Below are 26,347 nucleotides of genomic sequence, written 5' to 3'. Positions count from 1 at the left end.
ATATAGACGCCCGTACACACAACTAAATAGTGTACGCTTAATATAAAAATATAACGTTATTTATTAATACGTGGTTTAAAGGTTATTTATTTTATGTGTGAATTGCTTGGCATGTCGGCGAATGTGCCTACAGATATTTGTTTTAGTTTTTCGGGGCTGCTGGAGCGCGGCGGTAATACTGGGCCACATAGAGATGGGTGGGGTATTACATTTTACGAAGGCAAAGGCTGCAGAACCTTTAAAGATCCGCAGCCGAGCTACCAGTCAGAAATAGCTAAGTTAGTTAAAGCATACCCGATTAAAAGTGTGTCCGTTATTAGCCATATTCGCCAAGGTAACCGCGGTAAAGTATGCCTTGAAAACACGCACCCGTTTACGCGTGAACTGTGGGGGCGCGAAATTACTTATGCGCATAACGGCCAGTTATCTAATTACCATGATTTAAAGCCTGATCATTACCGACCTGTTGGCGATACTGACAGCGAGTTGGCTTTTTGCTGGCTGCTGGATCAAATACGCACTAAGTACCCAAATAAGCCAGAGGATATGGCATCGGTATTTCGTTATGCAGCAACGCTTTCGCATACACTGCGTGAAAAGGGCGTTTTTAATATGCTGCTGACCGATGGCGTATTTGTTTTAGCTTACTGTACCAATAACTTACATTACATAACTCGCCGTGCGCCCTTTGGAAAAGCGACCTTGATTGATGCTGACATGGTGGTCGATTTTAACGAAGAAACCACGCCCAACGATATTGTTAGTGTTATAGCAACAAAACCACTGACTAACGACGAGCGCTGGAAAAAAATGCAGCCGGGTGAGTTTGTATTATTTAAGATGGGTGAATTGATTTAAGCTTGTTTTTTGCCTTTAGCGCTTAGTTGAGAGGCAAACAACTGTTGTAGTAAAGTAGACGCGGGCTTTTATATTGAGCTGACCCAGTATATTATTTATTATCGGAATTATATTATGACTCCTAAAAAACGCCGTATTCTACAAGCTGTGTTGTATGAATTATTTGCCATTGCTTTTGTTGGCCCTATTATAAGTTTTATGTTTGATAAATCAGCCACTTCGGCGATAGGCCTCGCTTTTGTATTATCCAGCGTAGCACTTAGCTGGAACTATGTATTTAATGCGTTATTTGAGCGCTGGGAGTCCCAGCAAACAATAAAAGGTCGCTCATTCAATCGTCGCTTATTACACGGAATTGGCTTTGAAGGTGGCCTTGTTTTAATTTTAGTGCCGGTTATGGCGCTGTGGTTGAAAATTTCAGTGCTTAGTGCGTTTATAGCGAACCTTGGATTTTTTATATTCTTTTTTGTTTATGCAATTGTTTTTACATGGGCGTTCGATCGAGTTTTTGGCTTGCCAGCTTCTGCGCAGCAGCAAAGTGAAGCATAATAAAGCTTAACTTTTAGATTTAATCGCGAAAAAACGTATAAAAAAAGCGCGATTTGCATCGCGCTTTATATAAACTAATAGTAATAAAGATATAAACAAATAGTAATAAAGCCATTTGTAGCTAAAAATAATTGCTTACTCTGGGCTTGTTACTTTTTTAATATCAGCAGGTGGGGCAATGACAGGTGTTGTCACGGTAAATGAGTTTATTTGTACTTCAAATTGCTCCATTCCTTTTTCACCTTTCCACATACGCACTAACATGTAATCCATTTCTGGTGCAAACCAAGCAAGTGCTTGGCGTTTGTCGTTATCGTATAAGCGTTTTACTTTAATTGCTTCTACGTTGCCGATAGGTAATGAAATCATCTCTGTTGCAACAACTTCAAAATTGTAGTCGCGGCGATTACCTTTTTTATCGATTAATGGGAATGAAAAACTGGTTTCGCCTTTTTTCAAACCTTCGCGCACTTGTACCTGATACGAAATAGCATCTTGAAAGTCATCAGTCCATTCGCATTCAAGCGGGTATTCGCTGCGACTACTGTTAACTACTTTTTTTTGTGCGTCAAAATCAATGTTGTAATCTTTATCAGGACCAGTGCCAGTACGGATCATTGAATAATGATGCGGGCTCACTTTGCCATCTTTAAAGGTAAATTTAGAGGTTTCCTGGCGTGAGTCAGAAAAAATCATCCACTCAATATTGCTGTGATAGGTTAACTCGTAGTTATCGTCACTTATCTTTTTGAGTTCACGCACGGCTTCACCATGATTTTTACCTTTGCGTAAAATATCATACTTAGCTTCGTACTGTGTCAATTCGCCGGCAATAAGGCTAGTTGGAAGTAAAGTGCCCACACATAATAGCAGGGCACTTATTTTTTTATTGTGGGTACTGCGCGCCGTGTGCAGGAAGTTTTGTTTCGTCAAGAACTGCATAATCTGCTTCCATAGTTAGTCTGTGTTCACTGAACCACTTGACCACCAAAGGATAAATTATATGCTCTTGTTCGTGCACGCGTTTTGCTAGTGTGTCTGCTGTATCATCCTTGAGTACAGGTACTTTTGCCTGAAGTATAACCGGACCTCCGTCTAGCTCTTCAGTTACAAAATGAACACTTACGCCATGAACATCATCATTTGCATCAATTGCTCTTTGGTGGGTATTCAGCCCCTGATACTTAGGCAACAAAGATGGATGAATGTTCAACATTTTTCCAATATATTTTTGCACCAAGTTAGGAGTAAGAATACGCATAAACCCAGCTAATACAACTAGATTCGGTATAAAAGAGTCAATGATGCTCATTAACTGTGTATCGTAGGCCTCGCGCGAGTCAAAATCTTTATGACTCAGCACTTGTGTAGCAATGCCTGCTTGCTTAGCACGTTCAAGGCCATAAGCGTCTGCTTTGTTACTAATAACAGCCGCTATTTGCGCATTTATCTCGCCACTTTCACAGGCATCAATAATGGCTTGTAAATTAGAGCCACCGCCTGAGATTAAAACTACAAGACGAGTGGGTGCCATTACTTAGCACCACCTACAATTTCAACTTGCTCTTCGCCAGGCGCTGCGTCTTGAATTTCACCAAGGTGCCATGCGTTTTCGCCCAAGTCTTTTAGCATGCTTAAACTTTGCTCAAGTTTGTCGGCTGGAACAACTAATACCATGCCTACACCACAGTTAAATGTGCGGTACATTTCATGCGTAGTAATGTTACCGTTTTCTTGTAACCAGTTAAAAATAGGTGGCCACTGCCAGCTATCGCCTTTTACTACTGCTTTTGCAGAGGCAGGTAATACGCGTGGGATATTTTCCCAAAAGCCGCCACCGGTAATGTGCGAAAGCGCGTGTACGTCAACGTGCTTGAATAACTCAAGCAGTGGTTTAACGTAAATGCGAGTAGGTTCAAGCAATGTTTCGCCTAATGTTTTGCCTTCAAAATCAGCGCTTGTATCTGCGTTAGATACTTCAAGTACTTTGCGAATTAGCGAGAAACCATTTGAATGCGGACCACTTGAAGCAAGGGCAATAAGTTGATCGCCCGCGGCTACTTTAGTGCCATCAATAATTTTTGATTTTTCTACAACACCGGTACAAAAACCAGCCATATCGTAGTCTTCGCCGTCGTACATACCAGGCATTTCTGCGGTTTCGCCACCAATAAGGGCACAGCCAGAAATTTCACAGCCTTTACCAATGCCGGTTACTACGTCTGCGGCAGTGTCTACGTCTAGCTTACCTGTTGCATAGTAATCTAGGAAAAACAGCGGTTCAGCACCTTGAACAATTAAATCGTTTACACACATAGCGACCAAGTCGATACCTACAGTGTCGTGCTTTTTAAGATCGATAGCTAAACGTAACTTAGTACCCACACCATCAGTGCCGGCAACTAATACTGGTTGCTTATAACCTGCTGGAATTTCGCAAAGTGCGCCAAAACCACCAATACCGCCCATTACTTCAGGACGACGAGTTTTTTTAACCACACCTTTAATACGCTCAACAAGTGCATTACCAGCGTCGATATCTACGCCCGCGTCTTTATAGCTTAGAGACTGTTTTTGTTCGCTCACAGGTTTTCCTCAAAATAGTTGTTTTGGGTTGCTTAGAAACGCGCGTATTTTACAACAATTGCGTAACCGCGGCTAGCGTAAATATAGTATTGAAATAATTAACAGGACACTTGTCCGCTAATTGCTGGCTAAATAAACAAAAAAACGCCCGTAGGCGTTTTTTATTGTTTGCTGATGTTGCCGTTAACGCTATGCTTTAGCAGTTAAAATAGCACGTAGTGGTGCTGGGTAACCTTCAATGGTTTTACTGGTGTCGTTTGGATCTAAAAAGTCGACTAACGATTCGTTTTCCATCCAAGCTGTTTTGCGTTGCTCATCTAGCGTAGTAATTGCGCAGTCTTTAATTTGTACGTTTTTAAAGCCCACGCGCTCCATCCACAGTTTTAATGCCGCAGTGCTTGGAATAAACCATACATTACGCATTTTTGCATAGCGATCAGTGGGTACAAGCACTGTATTTTCGTCGCCTTCAATGACTAAGGTTTCTAGTACCAGCTCGCCACCGGGGCGCAGTTGTGCTTTTAATTGCGCTAAAAAGTCGATAGGCGAGCGACGGTGATAAAGTACCCCCATCGAAAATACCGTATCAAATGCTTTTAACTCGGGTAGTGCCTCAACACCCAGTGGTAATAAGTGTACGTTTTCGTCGGGATTAAAGTGTTTTATAGCTTGAAACTGACACAAAAATAAGTCAGAAGGGTCAATGCCTACTACAAACTGAGCGCCTTCACCACGCATACGCCATAAATGATAGCCCGATCCGCAGCCAATATCTAACACTGTGCGGCCTTTGAGTGGCTCAATATGTGGAAGCAGGCGATCCCATTTCCAATCGCTGCGCCACTCTGTATCTATTTCAATACCGTGAACACTAAATGGGCCTTTGCGCCATGGCATCATGCGCTTTAACAAATGCAGGGTTTGTTTTTGCTCACCATCGGTCATTTCACCCGGAGTGCCAATTTTTACCTGAGTAGTAATATCAACATGTTGAGTTTTAACCTCAGGTAAATTTTTAAGCACTTTTTGCCACTGTGGTAAGTCGCCATGACTTGCCTCTAACTGCCAATGTTTTAATTGCGCAGGCAGAGTTTCTAGCCAGTGACTAAGTGGGCTTTGGGCAATAGCAGCGTAAAATTGGTTAAACCATTGAGACATAAATTACTTACTCTCTTTATTTAATTGCGATCATTGAGCAAAAATTAAAACATTGGTACCACGCCTGAGTTTGGCTAAAGCCAATGTCTTTTAAGCGGGTAAAGTGCGTGCTTAGCGTATCTGGGCGCATTACGTTTTCAATAGCGGTGCGCTTTTGACTTATTTCAAGCTCCGAATACCCATTATGGCGTTTAAAGTCGTGGTGTAGGTCAATTAGTAAATTATCGCACAGCTCGTTTTCGGCTTTTATTTTTTCGCTCAGCAGCAATACACCGCCGGGTTTTAAGTTGGCGTATATTTTTTCAAGGACTGCTTGGCGCTGTGCATGCGGAATAAACTGCAGCGTAAAGTTCATTGCCACCACTGAAGCATTTTGAATTTCAAGCTCGTTAATGTCTCCTAAAGTAACGGTAACCGGTACTTCTGACTTAAAGCCTTGTAAATGTACCTTACAACGCTCAACCATAGCTTGTGAGTTATCGACTGCAATAATATGGCAGTTATCGGTGCGAATATTACGGCGCATACTTAATGTAACCGCGCCCAGCGAGCAGCCTAAATCGTAAAGGTTAGAGTTACTTTGCGCATACTCACCGGCAAGTTTACCCATAGTACTTACTATAGTGGCGTAACCCGGCACAGAGCGCTGGATCATATCAGGAAAAACTTCGACTACGTTTTGATCAAAACTAAAGTCTTTAACTTGTTGCTCAGAGGCATAAATACTGTCTTTAATGGTCACGAAGCCAGTCTCTTTGAAAATAATGGCGCTATTTTAACATTTTATGCTGGATAGTCAGTGATAAATTAAGTAGCTTGGCTAGAATAATGAAAAATAAGTATAAATGAGACTATTAAATGAGCAAAAGTAAAGTTATTAGCACCGATGATATATTGGCAACCCTTTGTCACTCGGTTACAGGGGTACTCACATCGGCCAGTGGCAATAGTGTTAGTTACTCCGCTATGGTGCAAAAAATTACTCGTACTTGTATGCGCCCAGATATTGGCTGTTTTGTGTTATTTGATGGTGGCTTTACAGGCCTAGTAATTACTAATTTCACATCGCAAGCGGCAATGGAAATTTATGGCGATTACATGCGTAACATGGGTATGCCCGAGGAAGAAATAGCACATAGTCATTTGTCTGACGATGTATCAAATGTGTTAGGCGAGCTAATGAACCAAATAGTTGGTGACTTTACCTCTAAAGTACGCGAGCAATTACATACCTCTATTACCCAAAATCAGCCAAAAATGATGGCAATTAATAAACAGGTACAAATTTCGGTAGATACCACAATGGATCGCCCACAAGCGCGCCGCGTAACGTTTACCACCAGTAAGCAAAATATATTTTATTTAGAGCTGGCAATGGATAAAACTGAGTTTATTAAATTACACGACTTTGACATTGTCGAAGCAATAGATCCCGACGACATCATCGAAAACGAAGCAAAACAAAAAGCAGAAAAAGCCAAGGCTAAAGCTGAAAAAGAAGCAGAAGATAGTGATGATGACGACTTTATGGCAGAGCTAGGGCTGTAAGAATAAGTTAAAATAATTATGTGGTTAAGGTCATAAAATCAGCCAAGCGCAGTGTGACCTTTATTAATAACTGTTGGGTTACATGCAAACCCAACAATTATTTAAATACAATAGCGCTATTTAGCGAATAATCATCTGTTCGCGCTCAGGACCAACAGACACCATAGTTATTGGTACGCCCATTAACGCTTCAATGCGCTCAACGTATTGTTGCGCTGCAATTGGTAGACTGTCGAAGGTACGACAACCGGTAATGTCTTCATCCCAAGGTTGCATATTTTCATATACAGGGCTTAATGCAGCTGTTTGTGGCCAAATTGGGTTTTCGCTATGATCGCCGTCATAGGCAACACAGATTTTTAAATCTTTCATACCCGATAAACAATCAATTTTGGTTAAAGCAATTTCGGTTGCAGCTTGTAGCTCAACACCATTGCGCGTGGCAACTGCATCAAAGTAGCCCATGTCCCGTGGGCGGCCAGTTACTGCGCCATATTCGTTAGCGCTTTCACGAAAATTGTCTTGCTCTTCCATCGCTGTAACTAAAGTACCCGTACCTACTGATGAGCTAAACGACTTTGCTACCGCAACAACACGTTCAGGACGAAGCGCTGGTAAACCGCTGCCTATGCCTGCATAAGCAGCCGTTACGTTTGAAGAGGTAGTGTAAGGGTATTCGCCATAGACTAAATCGCGACCTGCACCTAACTGAGCTTCAAATAATAAATTAGCATTTTGTTTTTGTAGTGCTTTTAACGGCTCTGTTACATTACAAATAAATGCACGCCAAGGCGCGGTAACATCGAGTAACCACTGCGTCATTTCTTCAGCTGTTTGCGAAAAATCACAACTTGGATATAAGGCTTTTAGCTGTGGCATTTTCCAATCAAGCATAAATTGAATACGCTCTAGTAAAACGTCAGGCTGATTTAACCAACCCACTAAAATGCCTTTTTTCATTACTCGGTCGCCATACGCTGGCGAAATACCTTGGCGAGTCGAGCCGTAAGCAGCGTCGCCTAAACGTAATTCTTCAAGGGTGTCTTCAAGGGCATGTAAAGGCAGACATAAAGTGGCACGATCAGAAATACACAGCTTTACATTAACGCCAGCGGCTTTAACTTCGGCTATTTCTTCACTTAAGGCGCTAGGGCTTATTACCATGCCTGGGCCAAGTACTGCTATGCAATCAGGATTAAAAATACCGCTAGGTAATTGGTGTAGTTTAAAGGTGCCAAAATCATTCACAACGGTATGACCGGCGTTATTACCACCTTGAAAGCGAATGCTTGCTGATGCGTTCTCAGCTAAAAAATCTACGATGCGGCCTTTGCCTTCATCACCCCAGTTTGCACCTACAACAACAATTGACGGCATAATTTAATCTCCAAATTGAACAAGCTGATATGATATGCGGGCTGTTAAAATAAGAGAAATTAATTATAATTATGATATCAATAAGGATTCCATATGGCGTGTGCAATATTAAGGAAGTGAGATGTTAGATATTCATTGGTTAAAAACCTTTGTTACATTAGCAGAGCTAAAGCACTTTGGTAAAACGGCAAGTGCACTGCACATGACGCAACCTAATGTGAGCTTGCATATTAAGCAGTTAGAAAAAATGACGCGGGTAAAGTTAATCGAGCGTAACCCCTTTTGTTTAACCCAAGCGGGTTTGCGTTTATTACAGTCGGGGCAAAAAACCTTATGGGAATTGAAGGTATGTCAGTCTGATCTAAATGCAATAAATAACTTAAGCCAAGGCACACTCACCATTGCAGCCAGTGATATTATTTCTCGCTTGTTACTCATAGAGCCTTTTCAGCTGTTTAAAACCCAGTTCCCGGGGATTGATTTTACCTTGCTTAATACCACCTCGTCACAGGCATCGGCGCTGGTTAAAAGTGCAGAAGCCGATTTAGGCTTTGTAATTGCTCAAAAAGAAAGTGAGCCACTGCATTTTAGTGAACTCCAACAGATAAAGTGGTGTGCGCTGGGAAATAATTTAGCGTTATGGCAGCAAGCAAAAAACGATGAAAGTATGGTACTCACTGAGCCGCCAACATTAATTTTATTAGGCCACGATACCCGCACCCGAGAGTTATTAGATAATGCGCTACCGTCTTTAAATTTACCGAGTTATCGGGTTATGGAAGTGGGTAGTGTTGATGCACAAATTGATTGGGCAGAAGCTGGTTTTGGCGTGGCAATTGTTCCTGAGTTTTCGCTGCGCTCTAAAGCTAATTTAACCAATACAGTAACAGCTTTACCGCAATTCCCAACCACCAGTTTAGGTTATATAGTGCGGCAAAATCAGGTGCTATCTAAGGCAATAAAACAGTTACTACACTGGGTAAATGAAGAAATTTCGCGCACCCATTTAAAACAACCAAAATAGTCATCACTTAATATTACTACCGATTATTATATTGTTAATAAGCTAAGGGGTTTTATGCTATTTATGTGTTGTTCAGGTAATTACTTTAAGATAAAACGCTTATGTTTTTAAGCGCTTTAGCATGCACACTTGTACGGACCCAAAATTAGATGGACTATTTTAAAAGTTTAATAACAAAATTTATAATCGCAATGCAACAGCGGCCGGGATTATTAGCGGTAATAGCATTTTGCTCTGGTGTGGCAAGTTATGTGTTAGTTGAGCGAAAAGAATCGTTTTCGCAATTTATTGCCATATTTTTGCTAGTGAGCTGGGTATGGTTAATTATTGATAACTGGTTGCGCGATAAAGTAGAGCAAAGATTTGGTGTCGCGGTATCGCCCAACTTTATGCGCTTTGCTTTACAAATGGTGCAACAAGAAAGCCTGTTTTTTGCTTTGCCATTTTTTTTAGCGGTAACGCAGTGGGATCACCCGCAAGCTATTTTTACCGCGCTAATGATAATGTGTGCAGTCATATCGGTAATTGATCCTTTGTATTATAAAAAGTTAGCAAAAAATCGCATGTTATTTGCGGTGTTTCATAACTTTGCATTGTTTGTCGTTATATTGGTTACTTTGCCTATTTTATTTAATGTAACCACTAGCCAAAGCTTAGCAATTGCTTTGGTTACTGCTGTTATTTTTACCCTCCCCAGTTTAGGCAACTTAATGCCTAATACCCGCTGGTGGCGATTTCCTTTATTGGTAGTGATTTTGTGTATATTAAGTGCTGGCTTATGGCAACTACGTAGCTGGGTGCCGCCAGCGGCTTTGCGCTTAACCGATATTACTTTATCGCACGAGGTTGATTTAGAGCAACGCCAACCTATTGGTAATATTAAGCAATTAGACTCTTATTCACTACATCATCAGGGGTTATATACGTGGACTGCTGTTAAAGCGCCCAGAGGATTAAATGAAAAGATATTTCATGTGTGGCTATACAACAATAAAGAAGTAGATCGGATCACACTAAATATAAGTGGTGGGCGAGAGCAAGGTTATAGAGCGTGGACCCATAAAGTAAATTTCCCAACTGATTCTGTCGGTAAATGGCAGGTGCAAGTAGTAACAGAATCGGGGCAACTTATAGGTTTAACTAAATTTACAGTTTTGCCTTAGCTAATGTGCATTTACTAGCGCGTTTACGGCAATTTAATTAGCTCATTTTAAGTAAGGATTATTGCCTTGCTCTACAGCCACGCAAAAAATGCGTAAATCAAGCTCTAGCTGGTGGTAACTTGGCTCCATGTGACAACAAAGTTTATAAAAACTTTTGTTATGGTCTTTTTCTTTAAAATGAGCGAGCTCGTGTACCACTAAGGCTTTTAATAACGGCTCGGGAGCGCGCAGTAAATCACTGTTGATGGCCAAATCGTGCTTGCGAGTTTTACCTTGCATACGATAGGTGTGCGTGCCAAGTGCATTAGTGACCATGTCGCCTTGCTTTTTAAATGCGGCGCGACCAAACGGCGGGGCATTTTTTAAATACTGTTTTTTAAGCTCTGTGGCGTAGCTAAAAAGTGCTTTGTCGCTGGTAATATTATGTGCCTGCGGATACTTTTTAAGTAAGTAGTTACTTACTTTATCATTACTGATTAGATTTAATACTTGCTCAACAATGTTTGCAGGGTAGCCGGTAAAATAACGTGCATATTCACTCATGTTGCTCTCTAAGTTCTAACATTTTATTTGTTGTAAGTGGTTATTTAAAACAGTGCTTGCTGGTGGGCTTCTGCCTCGCCGCTAAATGGATTTAGTACCTTGTGGTTATAACCTAGGTCCTTACAAAACTGCCTTGCTAATAACGGTGCTTCTCGGTTGTCTGCGGTATGAAAAAATACATAGGGCGTTTTTCCTTCATCAAGCCACTGTTTTACTTTACTAAGCCAAGGCTTATAAAAGGTTTTATATTCACTTTGTAAATTAGCAATAACAAAACGTGCCATGGGTTGCTCACTTGTAGCAATAGCATGCACGGGCAGATGCGGCTTTTTTTGTTGTGCATCAATCAGCGCTTCTGTATTCGCTTTAACTGCAAATAGGGCGCGGGTATCCATGGCTATACGGTTTATGTTATTTGCCATTAATAATTGATTAAGCGCTATTTCGGCTTCACCCTTTTGAAAAAATGCCGGATGGCGAACTTCTACCCCGAAGTTTAGCTCTTTGGGTAATAGGCTAATAAATTGCGCTAACTTGGGTAAATCATTAGGGCCAAAAGCACTTGGCAGCTGCAGCATAATTTGCCCAGTTTTCTCTAAAATTGGTGCAAATAAGTTAAGCCAAGCGGTTAGCTCGTTGTGTACATTAGTCAGCTTTAGCTCATGGCTAAAGCGCCGATGAAACTTAAAGGTAAATTTAAAATCGTCGGGTACACTGTTTGCCCAGCGTAAAAGAGTACTTGGGGATGGATCGGCGTAAAAGCTGGTATTTCCCTCTACAGAGTTAAAATGTTGCGCGTATTGGCTTAGCATATCGGTATTTTTACATTGGCTCGAAAATAAATTGCCTTTCCACGCATTGCTTGACCACTGTGGGCACCCAATATATAGCATACAAACTAACGCCTAATTATAAAGTAGCTATAGTGTATCAAATAATAAAATATGCTGCTTTAAATCCGATGCAAAAAACGACACCCGCCCTAGTATCTTCATATCACTTGCGTATAATACAGGGCTTAATTTGATTATTTTGAATTGCAAGCGGTGTTATTTTTATATTCGTATTTATAAAAAAGATTTACCCTACTTAAAACGAATGTTTTTTGACCGTTGCACGCCTTTTATCTGACAGGAAAACTATGCGCTCTATATACTGCGGACAGCTAAATAAAACTCACGTAGATCAAGAAGTTGAACTATGTGGCTGGATCAACAAACGACGTGACCTTGGTGGACTTATCTTTGTCGATTTACGCGATAGAGAAGGTTTAGTACAAGTTGTATTCGATTCTGACATTGAAGAGTTGATGAGTTCAGCTAACACGCTTCGCCAAGAATTTTGTGTGCAGTTAAAAGGTATTGTACGTGCACGCCCAGATAGCCAAGTAAATAAAGACATGCCTACAGGCGAAATCGAAATATTAGGCACTGAGCTTAATATTATTAACCGCTCAGAGCCATTACCACTTGATTTTAACCAAGTGAACTCTGAAGAGCGTCGTTTAAAATACCGCTACCTAGACCTACGTCGCTTAGAAATGAGCGACCGCATTAAGTTACGCGCTAAAGCAAGCAGCTTTGTGCGTCGTTTTTTAGATGAAAACGGCTTTTTAGACATAGAAACACCCGTACTTACCAAAGCAACGCCAGAGGGCGCGCGCGATTACTTAGTACCGAGTCGTGTTCACAAAGGTAGTTTTTACGCATTACCGCAGTCGCCGCAGTTATTTAAGCAATTGTTGATGATGTCGGGTTTTGACCGTTACTACCAAATTGTAAAATGTTTCCGTGATGAAGATTTACGTGCTGATCGCCAACCTGAGTTTACTCAAATAGATATTGAAACCTCGTTCATGAGCTCTGATCAAGTACGTGGTATGACTGAAAAAATGATCCGCGAAATGTGGCAAACATTGCTAAATGTAGATTTAGGCGATTTTCCAATTATGCCTTACAGCGAAGCAATGAGCTTATACGGTTCAGATAAGCCTGATTTACGTAATCCAATGAAGCTTGTTGATATTGCCGATTTAGTTAAAGACGTAGAGTTTAATGTTTTCTCAGGCCCTGCAAATGACGAAAAAGGCCGTGTTGCGGTATTAACTGTACCAGGTGGTGCTAAGCTTTCGCGTAAACAACTTGACGATTACACTAAGTTTATTGGTATTTACGGCGCTAAAGGCATGGCGTGGATGAAAGTAAACGATCACACTGCTGGCGCAGAAGGCGTGCAGTCACCAGTAGCTAAATTTTTAACTGCAGATGTAATTACTCAGTTACTTGAGCGTACTAATGCACAGTCGGGCGATATTATTTTATTTGGTGCCGATAAGCGAAACACAGTAAATGAAGCAATGGGCGCACTGCGCGTTAAAATTGGTATTGATTTAGAAATCACTAACCTTGATAGCTGGGCACCACTTTGGGTTGTAGATTTCCCAATGTTTGAAGAAGATGACGAAGGTACGCTGCACGCTGTACATCATCCATTTACTGCGCCAAAAGACATGAGCGCAAGTGAACTTGAAGCAAACCCTGCGGCTGCTATTTCAGATGCGTACGATATGGTATTAAACGGCTACGAAGTAGGTGGCGGTTCGGTACGTATTCATAATGCTGATATGCAAGAAGCTGCGTTTAGAATTTTAGGTATTAATGAGCAAGAGCAACAAGACAAGTTTGGCTTTTTGCTTGACGCACTTAAATACGGTACGCCACCACATGCTGGTTTAGCTTTTGGCCTTGACCGTTTAGCTATGTTGCTTTGTGGTACTGATAACATTCGTGACGTTATTGCGTTCCCTAAAACTACGCAGGCGTCGTGTTTATTAACTAATGCGCCAAGTAAGCCTAATGCTGATTCGTTAGCAGAACTTGCAATTAGCGTAGTAGAAAAAGCGGTACTAAGCGCAGAGTAAATTATTTTTACAGTGTTTTGTAAATATGCGTTAGATAATTAAAAATTAAACCCTTAAGTGTAGGCTTAAGGGTTTTTTTATGGTTAAATTTAGTACTGCAATAATCATACAGATGAAAAGGAATTCTTATGTCAGTTAACATCACTCTTTTTGGCGAGTTTATCGCTTTTTTTATACTTTTATTAGTGCCTATTTTTGCTTTTATTAGTTATAAATTAGGTAAACGAAAAGTACTAATCCAGGTGTCATTGCTTTTGTTGGTGGCTGTTTATCGCTAATTTTACCTCTGGGTTTAATATTTATAGCGATACTCGCACTGAAAAAAGATCTCCCTAAAAAAGCTCAATTTGCGCGTTAAGGTAATATTCAAACCGTGTCTATAGAAAATAATAATCACTATTTTGATCAACAATTTACAGCATTAGCACTGACAGAGCAGGTTTTTGAGAATATAGAGTTTGAAGACTGTACTTTTACAGATTGCGACTTTTCAAATGGCCAATTTAAACACTGCCGTTTTATAGAATGCAGTTTTAAAAAATGCAATTTAGCATCACTAAAATGGGGTTATAGCTCACTCGAAAATGTTGACTTTAGTCATTGTAAATTAAACAGTATACAGTGGAGTGATATAAACTGGCCGCAGCTTAGTGTTAATGCTGCTGTGAGTTTTAGTCACTGTGAGCTTAGCCACAGTTCCTTTTTTGAACTAACTCTAAAAGCACTTAAACTAACAGATTGCTTTGCAAAAAATGTAGACTTTAGGCACGCAAATTTAGCTAAGAGTAAATTTAGCGGTACTGATTTTCGTGATAGCGAATTTTTTCAAACTAATTTAAGCCAGTGCGACTTTGTTGGTGCCACGCAATTTAATATCGATTTAAATAGCAACCAAATAACCAAGGCTAAATTTGAGCGTTTTGAAGCGTTGAATTTACTCAGCGGATTAGGTGTGGAGCTGGTGGATTAGCCGTTATTACACGGCTAATTAAGCTTTTTTAACAGCTAGGGCCATTTTTATTACGTGCACTTGCAAGCACTCTGGCTATTTCAAGCAACGCTGGCGAAATATCGGTTGCGCCATCTTTAATTAGCTTAGTTACATCACCCGATGAATATAAGCTATCGCGAGACGATTTAATGCCTAAACCACGTACATAGTCTTTGGTTTTACCCGTGCTGCCGGTTTCAATAAACTTAAAAATAATGCGTTCGTTATCACTTTTAGGTTCAGCTTTTAATACTTCAATTTCGTCTTTATAGGCTTCGATTCGGCTTTGTAAAATTTCAATTCGTTCTGCAATGGTATTATATGATTTCATGGATGGATTCTTTTGCTAAAAATATTGGAACAATGACGGTTATTATCGCACACATTTAAAATAATTAATTATTTAGCTTAACAAGATGAAAAAATAGCGCAGCTTTAACTGCGCTATTTTATATACAGAATTAAAATTATTATACGTTACTCTACCAATTCACTTATCACCAGCGGGTTATTGTGCAGGGTTTTATGCACTGGGCATTTATTGGCTATTTCGAGTAAGCGCGCGCGTTGCTCTGGGGTTAAGTCGCCCGTTAAGGTGATTTTACGCGTAATAGCTTCAACACCTTGGGTTTGCTCTGCGTCACCGTCTTGTTTTTTATAATCGCGAGTGTGCTCAAGCTCAACTTTGACATGCTCCAACGGTAATTTTTTATGGCTCGCATACATGCGCAGTGTCATAGAGGTACATGCGCCAAGCCCCGCGAGTAAATGCTCATACGGATCTGGGCCTAAGTTATGGCCACCTGCTTTTAGTGGCTCATCGGCAAGCCAAGTATGCTCTTTGGTGCTTACGTGCTGAGTAAATACATGGTCTTTTTCTTCTACTAATACGCTGCCATTATTTAATTTAGCCGTATATTTAGTTTTATCGTAATTTACATAACGATTGGCCCAGGTGGCAATAATATCTGCTGCGTAGTCGGCATCGTTTTTATTAGTAAGTAAGTGATCGGCGTTATCTAGGCTAATAAAGCTTTTAGGGTGCTTAGCTGATGCGTAAATTTTTTCGGCTTCGCTAATATTTACAGTCGCGTCAATAGGGGAGTGCATTACTAATAATGCGCGCTTAAGTTTACTTATGTGGCTTTTATCGTACTTAGCTATATCGTCTATAAATTGTTTTTTAATAGTGAACTCGCGGCCCGCTAAATTTACTTTAGCTTCGCCAGCTGCGTTAATTTCATCTAGGTGGGCTTTAAAGTTGTGTGCTACGTGTTGTGCATCTGACGGCGCACCTATGGTAGTAATTGCCGATACTTCTGGTATGTGCTCTGCAGCGGCCAGCACTGCTGCTCCACCTAAGCTGTGGCCTATAAGTAGCTGCGGCGCACCAAAATGTTCACGCAGGTGATTAGCGGCCGCTACTAAGTCTTGAATATTAGATGAGAAATTACTATTGGCAAAGTCGCCATCGCTATTACCTAAGCCGGTAAAATCAAATCGTAATACTGCAATCCCTTGTTGTGTGAGTGCACGGCTGATACGTGTTGCCGCCGCTATATCTTTGCCACAGGTAAAACAGTGTGCGAATAGGGCGTAAAATTTAATTTCACCAGAGGGCAGTTCAAGTTGTCCTGCCAATTTTAAATCACCACTTTTAAAAGATACTTTTTGTCGCATGAGAAGCCTTAATACTTAAATTTAAGTACAAAATAATAAACATTACTATCATAGTTCAGAGATAGGTGCGAAGTGATGTTATTTCAATCTTTATTTATAATTTGATTAAGATCAACTCGATTGCTCACCTAGCCAAGGTGCGGACATATGTCCTTATGATTTTAGGGCTGTTTGTCTATCCTCACGGTGGTAATAATACAGGCTTTGCTGCTTAAATAGAGTAATCTACCTCTATAATGTAAATGATCTCTCACAACCTATTCACTGGAATGTACAATGCAATTACCTACTGTTGATTATAAAGCGGACAATGCGGCTGCTCAATTTGTTGAATCATTAAGAAATACCGGCTTTGGGGTATTAAAAAACCATCCAATTCCGCAATCTTTAGTTGAGTCTATTTATAAAAATTGGCAAGACTTTTTTAACTCAGAGCAAAAGCAGGACTTTTTATTTTCTAAAGACACCCAAGATGGCTATTTTCCGCCTTCGGTATCTGAAGTGGCAAAAGGTTGTAAAGTTAAAGACATTAAAGAGTATTTCCATGTTTATCCTAAAGGCCGTGTACCTGCCCAGTTAGAAGCAGACATACGTGAGTACTATCGTTTAGCTAATGAGTTTGCAGCAACGCTTTTAAGTTGGGTACAAGCAGAAGCACCAGCAGATGTGCGTGCTAAATTTTCGATTGACTTAAAAGATATGATTGCTAATTCTGAGCAAACATTACTGCGTATTTTACATTACCCACCAATGACCGGCGATGAAGAGCCTGGTGCTATTCGTGCAGCTGCGCATGGCGATATTAACTTGCTAACTGTATTACCTGCTTCTAATGAACCGGGTTTACAAGTTAAAAATACCGAAGGCGGTTGGTTAGATGTTCCTTCTGATTTTGGTTGCTTGATCATTAATATTGGTGACATGCTACAAGAAGCGTCGGGTGGTTATTTCCCTTCAACAATTCATCGGGTAATTAACCCAACAGGTAAAGCGTCTAGTAAGTCGCGTATTTCATTACCACTATTTTTACACCCTCGCCCAGATGTGGTGTTATCAGAGCGCTATACTGCTGATAGTTACTTGCAAGAGCGTTTACGTGAGCTTGGCGTTAAGTAACTAGTAAATATCGCGATATAAAAAAACGGCTTTTTAGCCGTTTTTTGCGTTTTATAACTGCGGGTAGCGCTGCTGCATAATGTTGAGTGACCTTGTAATAATCTGCGCGAGTATCGTTAAATCCACTTTAGCTAGGTTTGTAATATATAAACAGCTTTTACCTAAACTGTGCTTTCCTAACAGGTTAAGTAGGGTTTTAATCGTCTCATCTTCAAAGCCGGGCATTATATAAATACACAGCTTGGTTTTACGCGGGGAAAAGCCAGTGAGTGGCCATTTTTCACTGCTGCCAGAGTTATGTTTATAGGTGTAGTGGCCAAAGCCAATAATATTCTTACCCCATACAACGGCTTGCTCATTAGTGACTTTTGTAAATAGGGCGAGTAATGTTTTCGCCTCATCTTCCCGCTTAGCCTCTACATTATGTAAACACTCAACTAAAGTTATTTGGTTTGCTTGGGTTTTTAAGCTCATAAGTAACTCTTTAATTTATTTTTAGCGGTAGTTAATAGTAGCAAAAAATGAGTACTAAAAGTTGGATGTGAATATTTTTATGCAATATTGCAGGTTATAGGTATAATGCGCGCAACTGGCTAGTTTAGCCTTATTTAAAAGAGAGTTTATATGAGTTTTGAAGGTTTAGGTTTATCACAGTCTTTAGTTAATGCGGTTTTAGAGAAGGGCTATGAAACGCCAACGCCAATTCAGGCTCAAGCAATTCCGGCGATTATTGAGCGTCGTGATGTGATGGCAGCAGCGCAAACAGGAACAGGTAAAACAGCGGGTTTTACACTGCCACTTATTGAGCGTTTGTCTAGCGGTCCTAAAGCTAAAAGTAACCATGTGCGTGCACTTATTTTAACGCCAACACGTGAGCTTGCTTTGCAAGTTAGTGAAAATGTTGAAGAGTACGCAAAGCATTCAAATGTAAGCTCGTTTGTAGTTTACGGTGGCGTTAAAATTAACCCACAAATGCAGCGTTTGCGCAAAGGGGTTGATATTTTAGTGGCAACTCCGGGGCGCCTAATCGATTTACATAATCAAAATGCGGTTAAGTTTGATAGTGTTGAAGTATTAGTTCTTGACGAAGCTGATCGCATGCTCGACATGGGCTTTATTCATGATATTAAACGCCTGATTGCAAAAATGCCTGCAAAACGTCAAAACTTAATGTTTTCGGCAACGTTTTCTGACGAAATTCGTGCACTGGCAAAAGGGTTGATAAACGATCCGGTTGAAATTTCTGTTGCTGCAAAAAACACCACAGCTAAAAGCGTTACTCAGTGTGTTTACGCGGTAGATAAACCACGTAAAACAGCGTTATTAAGCCACCTAATTCGTACTAACGATTGGCAGCAAGTATTAGTATTTAGCCGTACTAAGCACGGTGCAAACCGCTTAGTTAAACAACTAGAGCGCGATGATATTGTTGGCGCAGCTATTCATGGCAATAAATCGCAAGGCGCACGTGTTAAAGCCCTTGATGGCTTTAAAAGCGGTGAAGTACGTGTGTTAGTTGCAACCGATATTGTTGCCCGTGGTTTAGATATTGTGGAGCTTCCACACGTTGTTAACTACGACTTACCAAACGTATACGAAGATTACGTGCATCGAATTGGCCGTACTGGCCGCGCCGGTGCATCGGGCCATGCAATTTCGTTTGTAACCACGGAAGATGCAGTGGATTTATACGGCATTGAACGCTTTATTGGTGAGCTTATTCCTCGTGCTACCGAAGAAGGTTTTGAGCCGGTTAACCCAGTACCAGAGCGCGACTTAGATGCGCGTCCAATCGCTCCTAAAAAAGCTAAAAAGACCAATCAGCCATTTAATAAGCCTAAATCTGACAGCAGCAAGCCAAATAATAAAAAGCCTAATAATGGCGGAAACGGTACGGGTGCACGCAGAGGCGGTTCTAAAAAGCCAGTAGCTAAAACGGATGATAAAGCGCAAAGCCCATGGGTAAAACGCGAATCTGTTGGTGGTAATACTCAGCGCCGTCGTCGTCCAAGTAACAACGATTAATAATACTTTTAAACGCTGATACAAAAAACGCGCTTACTTGCTTTACAAGTAGCGCGTTTTTTAATGGGGATTTTTTAGTGTGTATGCTTTGCTATTATTACAGGCTAGCTGATTAAGTAATTAATTCCTAATCCTACAAATAAGGTAACACTTACGCTAAGTAGTGTGCCTAGCATTACATATTCGGTGAGCTTTTTATCTTTACTGGCACTTAAATCGCCAAATCTAAATACAGATTTAGCGGCAATTAAAAACCCAAGCCCTGCAAACTGATCTAATAAGATAAACGTCAGCATCAGTACTCTTTCAAGCATGCCAATACTTTGTCCAGCTAAGGGCAGGCTACCATCACTTGAAAAGTGGTTGGTTATACGCTCTAACATCATTCTTATAAATACGGCACTGGGATTTAAAATAATGAGGTAACCAGCTATAACCCACAGCGCTTTTGAGTTGGTTAATAGCGCCATTACACTGTTAGTAAGCTGCAGATTGTCAGTTAGCCAAATACTTATCGCAATAATAATGATGATATGTGCAATTTGGTCGAATAAAAAAGGCACTACGCCTTTATTAGAGTACGATTTTGCAATATCAATAAAGTAGTGGCTAATCACGATAATACTGATGGCAAGAAATACGCTACTCAGTTGTTGCCAGCCAAAGGTATACTCCCAAAGCGTAATAATTAGTGCGCTAGTCACGCCGTGAACTAATACATGGTAGTAAAGTTTTTTTGCTTTAAAGTGACGGGTGTTTCTGTCGTTTACCCAGCTCATGGGTTGCCAGTAAAAATCGGCGAGTAGGTGGCCAATAATGAGGGCAACGAGTAAGAGTGAAAATGCCATTATTTACTTCCTGCGATTATTTTTTGGATACATTGTTGAGTGTATTTAATAAAACGCTCAATTAGTTGGTAATGCGCTAAATTAAGCAGTTTAGTAACATTCTCCCGGCTTGTTTTTAGCTCTTTAGCTACAGCGGCATGGCTGTTGTCGGCTTTAGTTAAGTACACATACAAGGCATTGGCCTGCTTTAGCGTAATTTTAGTGAGTAACACATCTACAAAGGCTAGATTAAGGCTTAAGCTCTCATCGAGTTGTTGCTCTGCAATATTTATAATAAAGCGTTGATTGGCTATTTTATCTAGCCCTTGCCCAGAGAGAGTAAAGGCAGAGCCGGTTGCGGTTTTTATATCGCTGCGCGGATTATCTATTTTCCCTAAAGCCATACTTTGGCGTAGTTCATACCCCGATGCTTTTAAGTGTAAATACACTAAAATAGCGGTTTTAAATAATTGCTCTGGGTTGTTTAACTGTAATTGAAAGGCATCGCCTCGGTATATATTCCAATGAGTGTGCTGTGTGGTAATACTTCTTAGGCTTTGCTCTAGCTGATAAAGCATGGCATCGTACTGCTGCTGAGGAATAGTTTGTGATTTAATAATGTCGCCGCTGATCACACCAATCATATGAGCCTCGAAATAGTTACTTTTTAAAATGTAACCTAAATTGGTTACATGGAGTTAAGTAACCAATTTAGGTTACTTAAATAAAAAATGCAAGGTACACTTATTTTAATAGCACCACGCCATTACTATAAATCCTGATTAGGAAATTAAATGACTAAACAACACGAGCTGCAAAATACCAAACCCCGTGTAGGTATTTTTGTCGATGTACAAAATATTTATTACACTTGCCGTGAAAGTTACGGAAAAAACTTTGATTACAACGCATTTTGGCGAGTTATGGCGCAGCAATATAATATTGAATGTGCGTTTGCTTATGCAATTTACCGAGGGGATGAAAAACAAAGCCAGTTTCAAAATATTTTGCGTGCAATTGGTTTTGAGGTAAAACTTAAGCCATTTATTCAACGCCGCGATGGCAGTGCCAAAGGCGACTGGGATGTGGGTATAACCATTGATATGCTTGAGCATGGTAAAAATCTTGATAAAGTTATTTTACTCTCTGGTGATGGCGACTTTGCTTTATTGTTGGGGCATTTAAAAAGCCAATATAATGTTCCGTGTGATGTATATGGCGCTGATAGGTTAACCGCAGAGGCATTAAAACAAAGTGCTGAGCAATTTCATTTAATCGACAATACATTTTTGCTTTAAATCAAGGTTTACTAAATAGCCAAAAAATAACACTCACATAGGCTATTAGCCCCTGCAACATGAGACTTTTTAATACTGCAGTGTTATATAGCAATTAAGCCTATTTTAGGCTTTTTTTATCGCGCTAATAAATTGGGTTTACTAAAGGGTTATGGTAATTTTAAAACATAACGTGTACCTAAGGATTTAAATGCTTCATTACAGCAACATGCCACTAGACAGAGGCTCAAATTTTCGTAACGACCCAGCATGGCTTAAAGCGCATATGTCGGCGCAAAGTAAGTGGGTTTTAGTTAAAAATAATCAAACCTTATTTATTAAAGATACCCCAAAAGTTAGTTATTTATCGTATCAACAGGTTGCCCATTTAGATTTAACGAATGCTATTTTTGTTGGCTTAAACAATGCAAAAGATGGGGTGTTTGCTCTTGATGTATCTAAGCTAGATACGAGCATACTTGATCCTTTAATTGACGGCGCACAGTTTGTTGACATACGCCAATACGGCCCTCAAGTAACCATTAAATACGCTTCAATAGCGGCACTTGCACGCGGCTTATGTTATTGGCATGCAACCCATAGTTTTTGTGGACGTTGCGGCAGTAAAAATCATTTAGTAGAAGCCGGGCATTCGCGAGTATGCGAAAACGAAAACTGTAAACACCCTACTTTTCCGCGCACTGATCCTGCAGTAATTATGGTGGTTACTAAAGTGTTTGCCGATGGGGTAGAGCGCTGTTTACTAGGTCGTCAAGCTGCGTGGGCGAGCGGTATGTATTCGTCGTTAGCGGGCTTTGTTGATCCCGGTGAAACACTCGAGCAAGCAGTTGCTCGTGAGGTAAAAGAAGAGGCGGGTATTGAAGTAAATAATGTACGTTATGTTGCATCACAACCTTGGCCGTTTCCTTCATCAATAATGCTGGGCTTTTTTGCCGAAGCGGTTACAGAAGATATTAATGTTGATAAAAACGAACTTGACGATGCTAAGTGGTTTAGTCGTGAAGAGTTACGCCAGTTTGGTAATTGGCATGACGAAGGGGAGCATTTAAAGCTTCCCAGAACAGATTCTATTTCTCGCTATTTAATTGAGTACTGGCTAAATAATAAGGATTAAGCATGACGAGCAAAAGCAATAAAAATACCCAACTTGTTACATCAGGACGTAAAAAAGCCTATACCCACGGTGTAGTTAATCCGGTTGTGCAACGTGCATCAACCATAGTATTTGACTCAGTAGCAGAATTAAAAAAAGCCGCTAAAACATGTGGTGACAAAACCTTATTTTATGGCCGTAGAGGCACAACTACCCACTTTGCGCTGCAAGAGGCGATAACTGAGCTTGAGGGCGGCGAAGGGTGTGTACTTTATCCGTGTGGCGCAGCTGCAATTAGCCAAACTTTGCTGTCGTTTTTAAAAACCGGCGACCATATTTTAATGGTTGATAATGTATACGAACCTACTCGTGATTTTTGCGATAAAATTCTAGCCGGCCTGGGTATTAGCACTACGTATTACCCACCTACTATAGGTGCTGGAATTAAAGACTACATTAAAGCAAACACCAAGGTATTGTTTTTGGAATCGCCGGGCTCTATTACCATGGAAATTCAAGATGTACCGGCTATGGTAAAAGTAGCAAACGAGCACCACATAATGACCATGCTTGATAATACCTATGGCAACGGTTTGCATTATCGTCCGCTTGAGCACGGTGTTGATATTAGTATTCAAGCAGCTACTAAATATATAGTAGGCCATTCTGATGTAATGATGGGCGTGGCTGTTGCTAATAAAAAGTATTGGCTAACTTTGCGCGAAAACTCCTATTTACTCGGGCAATGCACTAGCGCAGACGATGCATATTTAGCACTTAGGGGCTTACGCACTATGGCTGTGCGTTTAAATCAACACGAAAAAGCAGCAATAGAAGTGGCTACATGGCTTGAGCAACATGAGCTTGTTGATCATATTCGCCACCCAGCATTTGCTACTTGCCCGGGGCATGAATTTTTTAAACGTGACTTTGATGGCAGTAATGGTTTGTTCTCAATAGTAATGAAAGCAGGGGATCAGGCTGCCATAGATGCGTTTTTAGATAGCCTACACTATTTTAAAATGGGTTTTTCGTGGGGCGGCTTTGAAAGCTTAGTAACCGCTAATTTAACCATGAAAGGACTGCGTTCGGATACAGGTTGGGATTTAGGGCCCGTTATTCGTTTGCATATAGGCCTTGAAGATGTAGACGATTTAATCAACGACTTAAGCCAAGCACTTGAGGTTTATAAGCAGCATTTATAATTTTTAATGTAATTTATGCTGTTACATTAAAATGTATTGTTACAAAGCTCACCATTAGTGAGCTTTTTTTTGCTGGTAATTCAAGGTATTTACACTTAGTGTGGATAAATATACTGAAAACAAAAAGTCATTAAGGATAGTCAATGGCAACACCATTACCGATAAACATAGGGCGACTAACGCAAATAGCAGGCTTTGAGCTCGTACGTATGTTTTTAACTAAACGTGGGCTCATTGCATTAGCTGCCTTTGCATTGGTGTGGCTAATAATACTGCGCTACCCGATAGGGCAAGCGGTAGGCATTGTAAGTGCGCCCGATTTTGAACAAATTGCCCGTGATATATCTGGCTCCATAGGTTTAAGTAAATTACTTGATTGGCCTGAGGCCGAATTTGCTATGTATTGGCTGATTGCTTTGTATAGCTTTCCGATATTTAGTGTGTTTATTTGCAGCGACCAAACAGTAGGCGATAGAGAGCGTGGCACACTTCGTTTTTTATCGCTGCGTTCAACACGTTTTGAAATACTCTTTGGCCGTTTTTTAGGGCAATTAGCGGTATTAGCATGCTTGGTAGGTATTACCCTGGTGGCTACGCTCGCTGTGCTGGGGTTTAGAGATCCTAGTTTACTTGCTGGTGGCTTTGCCCGCGCACTTTCTATATTTTTAATATTAGTGGTTACTCTGTGCCCATTTGTAGCTCTTATGACGTTGATAAATACCTTTGCTCGCTCATCGCGTTTATCTATAGTGTTGGCAATTTTATATTTTACGGCAGGCGGTATTGTTGTTGGTATTTTGCAGTGGCAAATACCCGCATTAGGTATGCTTGATTATTTATTTCCGGGTGTACAAATAGAGCTATTAGCTGGACAAAATTTACCATTACTAAGCGCGGTGGCTATTCCACTGATCCAAACAGCGGTATTACTAAGCGTTGCTCAGCGTGTTTTTGCAAGGAGCTCACTATGAGAGCATTAATTACAGGCAGCGGTTTGAGTAAATCGTATGGCGCAAAACTTGCGCTTAATAATGTGAACTTTGAAATAAATAAAGGTGCGCCAGTGGCGCTTGTTGGGCCAAATGGCGCGGGTAAAACCACCTTATTTAGTTTGTTATGCGGCTATATAGCGCCCAGTAAAGGCAGTCTTGAAATATTAGGGCATAAGCCTGGCAGCGCAGCTTTATTTAATAAAGTAAGTGCATTACCGCAAGACGCGCAGCTTGACCCTCGTTTTAATATAGACAAGCAACTTGCCTTTTATGCAAAACTACAGGGTATGGGCGCTAAGCAAAGCCAAACTGAGGCGCTACGTGTACTTGACTTGGTTGGTCTAAAAGAGATTGCAAAGCAGCGTGCAGGGGACTTATCACACGGTATGCGTAAACGTGTAACCATAGCACAGGCGCTTATTGGTGAGCCGCAAATAGTGATGCTTGATGAAGCCACTGCGGGGCTTGATCCTATTCATGCCAGAGAAGTACGCGAGCTGGTTTCTGATTTAAGTGAGCAGGCTACTTTTATTTTAAGCTCGCACGATTTAACCGAGCTGGAGCGACTTTGCTCGCAAGTATTGCATTTAGATAAAGGCGTTTTAAGCGAGCATCAAACCAAAGAAAACAAGTCAGATACACATTTTTATACCCTAATGCTTAATGAAAATTATCAAAATGTAGAGCAACAGTTGCAATCGATTGCAGGTATAAGCCGTGTATATATGAGCCAACATAAAGAGTTTGTAATTGAGTACCAGCCTACAGGTGAACCGCTTGATATTGCATTGCTTAACTTTTGCCATCAGCATAACTGGCAATATAGGCAGCTTGTGAACGGACACACCCTAGAGAATCAAATTTTTAAACAGGAGAAATTATAATGGGATTATTCAGTGGGTTAATGGGTAACGCTAGCGAAGTAGATGATGCCGACTTAGAAAAAGTATTATTAAATACCTTAATAGAAGGCGAACAGGTTGAAAAGGCTTATAAAGTAATACGCGATATGTTTATTTTTACTAACAAGCGATTGATCTTGATAGATAAACAAGGTGTTACTGGTTCTAAAATGGAGATGATCAGTATAGCTTATTCAAAAATAACAAAGTTTAGTAAAGAAAGCGCAGGGCATTTTGATCTAGATGCCGAGCTGAAAATATGGGTTGGCTCAGACTCTACACCTATTAGTAAAGACTTTAAGTCTGGCGATAATATTAATGATGTTTATCGTATTATTAGCCAATATGCACTGTAATACTTAGTTTAGTTAAAGTAGTTGTTAGCATGGTGTTGCAATTACTTTAATCTTACACATACCTACACTTCATTACAATTAACTTAATGAATACAAGTGCTTAGTTAAGTTTTCATTCAGTTTCACAGCGTTAGCA

Annotated in this window: 28 protein-coding genes and 1 pseudogene; 16 read left to right on the top strand and 13 right to left on the bottom strand. The window is 40.4% G+C overall.

The features are described from left to right. The first annotated feature begins 93 nt into the window (after positions 1 to 93). Both H5058_RS13370 and H5058_RS13365 read left to right on the top strand, forming a co-directional pair. Entirely contained in the window at positions 94 to 858 is a 765-nt protein-coding gene (locus H5058_RS13370) for a class II glutamine amidotransferase (protein WP_011328617.1), read from the top strand. Between the two features lie 114 nt (positions 859 to 972). Continuing rightward, positions 973 to 1,407, top strand: coding sequence for a PACE efflux transporter (locus H5058_RS13365; protein ID WP_011328616.1), 435 nt, complete (start codon positions 973 to 975; stop codon positions 1,405 to 1,407). A 135-nt stretch (positions 1,408 to 1,542) separates the two neighbouring features. Here the strand turns inward: H5058_RS13365 and H5058_RS13360 are convergent, their stop codons facing one another. From H5058_RS13360 to cmoA, 5 genes are all read right to left on the bottom strand, one after another. Beyond that, entirely contained in the window at positions 1,543 to 2,349 is an 807-nt protein-coding gene (locus tag H5058_RS13360) for a DUF3108 domain-containing protein (RefSeq protein ID WP_080516814.1), read from the bottom strand. Then, on the bottom strand, positions 2,294 to 2,941 hold the full coding sequence (purN, locus tag H5058_RS13355; protein WP_011328614.1) for a phosphoribosylglycinamide formyltransferase: 648 nt from the start codon (positions 2,939 to 2,941) through the stop codon (positions 2,294 to 2,296). The genes H5058_RS13360 and purN overlap by 56 nt, the downstream gene beginning before the upstream one ends. After that, positions 2,941 to 3,993, bottom strand: coding sequence for a phosphoribosylformylglycinamidine cyclo-ligase (gene purM / locus H5058_RS13350; protein WP_011328613.1), 1,053 nt, complete (start codon positions 3,991 to 3,993; stop codon positions 2,941 to 2,943). The genes purN and purM overlap by 1 nt, the downstream gene beginning before the upstream one ends. Positions 3,994 to 4,182: 189 nt before the next feature. Beyond that, positions 4,183 to 5,151 (bottom strand): tRNA 5-methoxyuridine(34)/uridine 5-oxyacetic acid(34) synthase CmoB, encoded by a 969-nt coding sequence (gene cmoB, locus H5058_RS13345; protein WP_182678564.1) that lies wholly within the window; start codon positions 5,149 to 5,151, stop codon positions 4,183 to 4,185. Positions 5,152 to 5,167: 16 nt separating this feature from the next. Then, on the bottom strand, positions 5,168 to 5,893 hold the full coding sequence (gene cmoA / locus H5058_RS13340) for a carboxy-S-adenosyl-L-methionine synthase CmoA (protein WP_011328611.1): 726 nt from the start codon (positions 5,891 to 5,893) through the stop codon (positions 5,168 to 5,170). 116 nt (positions 5,894 to 6,009) lie between these two features. On the opposite strand from cmoA, the gene H5058_RS13335 reads away from it, so the two are divergent. Further along, positions 6,010 to 6,699 carry a DUF3334 family protein gene (locus H5058_RS13335; RefSeq protein ID WP_182678562.1) on the top strand — a complete coding sequence of 230 codons (690 nt, stop codon included), beginning with the start codon at positions 6,010 to 6,012 and terminating at the stop codon, positions 6,697 to 6,699. Positions 6,700 to 6,819: 120 nt separating this feature from the next. Here the strand turns inward: H5058_RS13335 and H5058_RS13330 are convergent, their stop codons facing one another. Beyond that, positions 6,820 to 8,076, bottom strand: coding sequence for an adenylosuccinate synthase (locus tag H5058_RS13330; protein WP_011328609.1), 1,257 nt, complete (start codon positions 8,074 to 8,076; stop codon positions 6,820 to 6,822). 121 nt (positions 8,077 to 8,197) lie between these two features. Between H5058_RS13330 and H5058_RS13325 the strand changes: the two genes are divergently transcribed. Together H5058_RS13325 and H5058_RS13320 are read left to right on the top strand one after the other, a co-directional pair. Then, positions 8,198 to 9,100 carry a LysR family transcriptional regulator gene (locus tag H5058_RS13325; protein WP_089368523.1) on the top strand — a complete coding sequence of 301 codons (903 nt, stop codon included), beginning with the start codon at positions 8,198 to 8,200 and terminating at the stop codon, positions 9,098 to 9,100. 149 nt (positions 9,101 to 9,249) lie between these two features. Then, positions 9,250 to 10,263, top strand: coding sequence for a DUF5924 family protein (locus H5058_RS13320; RefSeq protein WP_089368522.1), 1,014 nt, complete (start codon positions 9,250 to 9,252; stop codon positions 10,261 to 10,263). Positions 10,264 to 10,305: 42 nt separating this feature from the next. On the opposite strand, the gene H5058_RS13315 is transcribed toward H5058_RS13320, so the two are convergent. Beyond that, positions 10,306 to 10,806, bottom strand: coding sequence for a M48 family metallopeptidase (locus H5058_RS13315; protein ID WP_011328606.1), 501 nt, complete (start codon positions 10,804 to 10,806; stop codon positions 10,306 to 10,308). Between the two features lie 44 nt (positions 10,807 to 10,850). After that, entirely contained in the window at positions 10,851 to 11,699 is an 849-nt protein-coding gene (locus H5058_RS13310) for a DUF72 domain-containing protein (RefSeq protein ID WP_011328605.1), read from the bottom strand. A 248-nt stretch (positions 11,700 to 11,947) separates the two neighbouring features. Here H5058_RS13310 and aspS point away from each other — a divergent pair, with 248 nt between their 5' ends. From aspS to H5058_RS13300, 3 genes and pseudogenes are all read left to right on the top strand, one after another. Next, positions 11,948 to 13,726 (top strand): aspartate--tRNA ligase, encoded by a 1,779-nt coding sequence (gene aspS, locus H5058_RS13305; RefSeq protein ID WP_011328604.1) that lies wholly within the window; start codon positions 11,948 to 11,950, stop codon positions 13,724 to 13,726. 128 nt (positions 13,727 to 13,854) lie between these two features. After that, positions 13,855 to 14,084, top strand: a pseudogene (locus H5058_RS18510) (hypothetical protein). Positions 14,085 to 14,099: 15 nt separating this feature from the next. Further along, positions 14,100 to 14,696 carry a pentapeptide repeat-containing protein gene (locus tag H5058_RS13300; RefSeq protein ID WP_011328601.1) on the top strand — a complete coding sequence of 199 codons (597 nt, stop codon included), beginning with the start codon at positions 14,100 to 14,102 and terminating at the stop codon, positions 14,694 to 14,696. Positions 14,697 to 14,724: 28 nt separating this feature from the next. Here H5058_RS13300 and H5058_RS13295 read toward each other — a convergent pair whose 3' ends face one another. Together H5058_RS13295 and H5058_RS13290 are read right to left on the bottom strand one after the other, a co-directional pair. Then, positions 14,725 to 15,048, bottom strand: a complete 324-nt coding sequence (locus tag H5058_RS13295) for a hypothetical protein (protein ID WP_011328600.1) — start codon at positions 15,046 to 15,048, stop codon at positions 14,725 to 14,727. Positions 15,049 to 15,194: 146 nt separating this feature from the next. Next, positions 15,195 to 16,397 (bottom strand): bifunctional alpha/beta hydrolase/OsmC family protein, encoded by a 1,203-nt coding sequence (locus tag H5058_RS13290; RefSeq protein WP_086999221.1) that lies wholly within the window; start codon positions 16,395 to 16,397, stop codon positions 15,195 to 15,197. Between the two features lie 276 nt (positions 16,398 to 16,673). On the opposite strand from H5058_RS13290, the gene H5058_RS13285 reads away from it, so the two are divergent. Beyond that, positions 16,674 to 17,513 (top strand): isopenicillin N synthase family oxygenase, encoded by an 840-nt coding sequence (locus tag H5058_RS13285; RefSeq protein WP_011328598.1) that lies wholly within the window; start codon positions 16,674 to 16,676, stop codon positions 17,511 to 17,513. A gap of 51 nt (positions 17,514 to 17,564) precedes the next feature. On the opposite strand, the gene H5058_RS13280 is transcribed toward H5058_RS13285, so the two are convergent. Beyond that, complete coding sequence (locus H5058_RS13280; protein ID WP_182678560.1) at positions 17,565 to 17,987, bottom strand: DUF1801 domain-containing protein; 423 nt, start codon at positions 17,985 to 17,987, stop codon at positions 17,565 to 17,567. 150 nt (positions 17,988 to 18,137) lie between these two features. Between H5058_RS13280 and H5058_RS13275 the strand changes: the two genes are divergently transcribed. After that, a complete protein-coding gene (locus H5058_RS13275) occupies positions 18,138 to 19,538 on the top strand; it encodes a DEAD/DEAH box helicase (RefSeq protein ID WP_182678558.1) in 1,401 nt (466 codons plus the stop codon). A 104-nt stretch (positions 19,539 to 19,642) separates the two neighbouring features. Here H5058_RS13275 and H5058_RS13270 read toward each other — a convergent pair whose 3' ends face one another. Both H5058_RS13270 and H5058_RS13265 read right to left on the bottom strand, forming a co-directional pair. Beyond that, positions 19,643 to 20,386, bottom strand: coding sequence for a DUF3307 domain-containing protein (locus H5058_RS13270; RefSeq protein WP_182678556.1), 744 nt, complete (start codon positions 20,384 to 20,386; stop codon positions 19,643 to 19,645). Further along, complete coding sequence (locus H5058_RS13265; protein ID WP_179808244.1) at positions 20,386 to 21,009, bottom strand: hypothetical protein; 624 nt, start codon at positions 21,007 to 21,009, stop codon at positions 20,386 to 20,388. The genes H5058_RS13270 and H5058_RS13265 overlap by 1 nt, the downstream gene beginning before the upstream one ends. 150 nt (positions 21,010 to 21,159) lie before the next feature. On the opposite strand from H5058_RS13265, the gene H5058_RS13260 reads away from it, so the two are divergent. The 6 genes from H5058_RS13260 to H5058_RS13235 all read left to right on the top strand — a co-directional run bounded on the left by H5058_RS13260 (position 21,160) and on the right by H5058_RS13235 (position 26,211). Further along, the gene (locus H5058_RS13260) at positions 21,160 to 21,663 is read left to right on the top strand and encodes an NYN domain-containing protein (RefSeq protein ID WP_182678554.1); all 504 of its coding nucleotides are present in this window, start codon (positions 21,160 to 21,162) and stop codon (positions 21,661 to 21,663) included. Positions 21,664 to 21,853: 190 nt separating this feature from the next. Then, the gene (gene nudC / locus H5058_RS13255) at positions 21,854 to 22,777 is read left to right on the top strand and encodes an NAD(+) diphosphatase (protein ID WP_089368520.1); all 924 of its coding nucleotides are present in this window, start codon (positions 21,854 to 21,856) and stop codon (positions 22,775 to 22,777) included. Between the two features lie 2 nt (positions 22,778 to 22,779). After that, a complete protein-coding gene (locus tag H5058_RS13250; protein ID WP_179808246.1) occupies positions 22,780 to 23,961 on the top strand; it encodes a cystathionine beta-lyase in 1,182 nt (393 codons plus the stop codon). 143 nt (positions 23,962 to 24,104) lie between these two features. After that, a complete protein-coding gene (locus H5058_RS13245; protein WP_086999203.1) occupies positions 24,105 to 24,932 on the top strand; it encodes an ABC transporter permease in 828 nt (275 codons plus the stop codon). Further along, positions 24,929 to 25,837 carry an ABC transporter ATP-binding protein gene (locus tag H5058_RS13240; RefSeq protein WP_011328589.1) on the top strand — a complete coding sequence of 303 codons (909 nt, stop codon included), beginning with the start codon at positions 24,929 to 24,931 and terminating at the stop codon, positions 25,835 to 25,837. Before H5058_RS13245 ends, H5058_RS13240 begins: the two co-directional genes overlap by 4 nt. Then, the gene (locus H5058_RS13235; RefSeq protein WP_011328588.1) at positions 25,837 to 26,211 is read left to right on the top strand and encodes a PH domain-containing protein; all 375 of its coding nucleotides are present in this window, start codon (positions 25,837 to 25,839) and stop codon (positions 26,209 to 26,211) included. Before H5058_RS13240 ends, H5058_RS13235 begins: the two co-directional genes overlap by 1 nt. Positions 26,212 to 26,347 lie beyond the last annotated feature (136 nt).

The sequence above is a fragment of the Pseudoalteromonas sp. SR45-4 genome, from assembly GCF_014163535.1.
Classification (GTDB): Bacteria; Pseudomonadota; Gammaproteobacteria; order Enterobacterales; family Alteromonadaceae; genus Pseudoalteromonas; species Pseudoalteromonas nigrifaciens.
The sequence above is the reverse complement of the archived record's forward strand: the minus strand, read 5'-3'. Positions and strand labels throughout refer to the sequence as shown.

Excerpts from the sequence above, each read along its gene's own strand:
- H5058_RS13370 (WP_011328617.1), top strand. The coding sequence starts at position 94 with ATGTGTGAATTGCTTGGCATGTCGGCGAATGTGCCTACAGATATTTGT.
- H5058_RS13365 (WP_011328616.1), top strand. The coding sequence starts at position 973 with ATGACTCCTAAAAAACGCCGTATTCTACAAGCTGTGTTGTATGAATTA.
- H5058_RS13360 (WP_080516814.1), bottom strand. The coding sequence starts at position 2,349 with ATGCAGTTCTTGACGAAACAAAACTTCCTGCACACGGCGCGCAGTACC.
- purN (WP_011328614.1), bottom strand. The coding sequence starts at position 2,941 with ATGGCACCCACTCGTCTTGTAGTTTTAATCTCAGGCGGTGGCTCTAAT.
- cmoB (WP_182678564.1), bottom strand. The coding sequence starts at position 5,151 with ATGTCTCAATGGTTTAACCAATTTTACGCTGCTATTGCCCAAAGCCCA.
- H5058_RS13335 (WP_182678562.1), top strand. The coding sequence starts at position 6,010 with ATGAGCAAAAGTAAAGTTATTAGCACCGATGATATATTGGCAACCCTT.
- H5058_RS13330 (WP_011328609.1), bottom strand. The coding sequence starts at position 8,076 with ATGCCGTCAATTGTTGTTGTAGGTGCAAACTGGGGTGATGAAGGCAAA.
- H5058_RS13325 (WP_089368523.1), top strand. The coding sequence starts at position 8,198 with ATGTTAGATATTCATTGGTTAAAAACCTTTGTTACATTAGCAGAGCTA.
- H5058_RS13320 (WP_089368522.1), top strand. The coding sequence starts at position 9,250 with ATGGACTATTTTAAAAGTTTAATAACAAAATTTATAATCGCAATGCAA.
- H5058_RS13315 (WP_011328606.1), bottom strand. The coding sequence starts at position 10,806 with ATGAGTGAATATGCACGTTATTTTACCGGCTACCCTGCAAACATTGTT.
- H5058_RS13310 (WP_011328605.1), bottom strand. The coding sequence starts at position 11,699 with ATGCTATATATTGGGTGCCCACAGTGGTCAAGCAATGCGTGGAAAGGC.
- aspS (WP_011328604.1), top strand. The coding sequence starts at position 11,948 with ATGCGCTCTATATACTGCGGACAGCTAAATAAAACTCACGTAGATCAA.
- H5058_RS13295 (WP_011328600.1), bottom strand. The coding sequence starts at position 15,048 with ATGAAATCATATAATACCATTGCAGAACGAATTGAAATTTTACAAAGC.
- H5058_RS13290 (WP_086999221.1), bottom strand. The coding sequence starts at position 16,397 with ATGCGACAAAAAGTATCTTTTAAAAGTGGTGATTTAAAATTGGCAGGA.
- H5058_RS13285 (WP_011328598.1), top strand. The coding sequence starts at position 16,674 with ATGCAATTACCTACTGTTGATTATAAAGCGGACAATGCGGCTGCTCAA.
- H5058_RS13280 (WP_182678560.1), bottom strand. The coding sequence starts at position 17,987 with ATGAGCTTAAAAACCCAAGCAAACCAAATAACTTTAGTTGAGTGTTTA.
- H5058_RS13275 (WP_182678558.1), top strand. The coding sequence starts at position 18,138 with ATGAGTTTTGAAGGTTTAGGTTTATCACAGTCTTTAGTTAATGCGGTT.
- H5058_RS13270 (WP_182678556.1), bottom strand. The coding sequence starts at position 20,386 with ATGGCATTTTCACTCTTACTCGTTGCCCTCATTATTGGCCACCTACTC.
- H5058_RS13265 (WP_179808244.1), bottom strand. The coding sequence starts at position 21,009 with ATGATTGGTGTGATCAGCGGCGACATTATTAAATCACAAACTATTCCT.
- H5058_RS13260 (WP_182678554.1), top strand. The coding sequence starts at position 21,160 with ATGACTAAACAACACGAGCTGCAAAATACCAAACCCCGTGTAGGTATT.
- nudC (WP_089368520.1), top strand. The coding sequence starts at position 21,854 with ATGCTTCATTACAGCAACATGCCACTAGACAGAGGCTCAAATTTTCGT.
- H5058_RS13250 (WP_179808246.1), top strand. The coding sequence starts at position 22,780 with ATGACGAGCAAAAGCAATAAAAATACCCAACTTGTTACATCAGGACGT.
- H5058_RS13245 (WP_086999203.1), top strand. The coding sequence starts at position 24,105 with ATGGCAACACCATTACCGATAAACATAGGGCGACTAACGCAAATAGCA.
- H5058_RS13240 (WP_011328589.1), top strand. The coding sequence starts at position 24,929 with ATGAGAGCATTAATTACAGGCAGCGGTTTGAGTAAATCGTATGGCGCA.
- H5058_RS13235 (WP_011328588.1), top strand. The coding sequence starts at position 25,837 with ATGGGATTATTCAGTGGGTTAATGGGTAACGCTAGCGAAGTAGATGAT.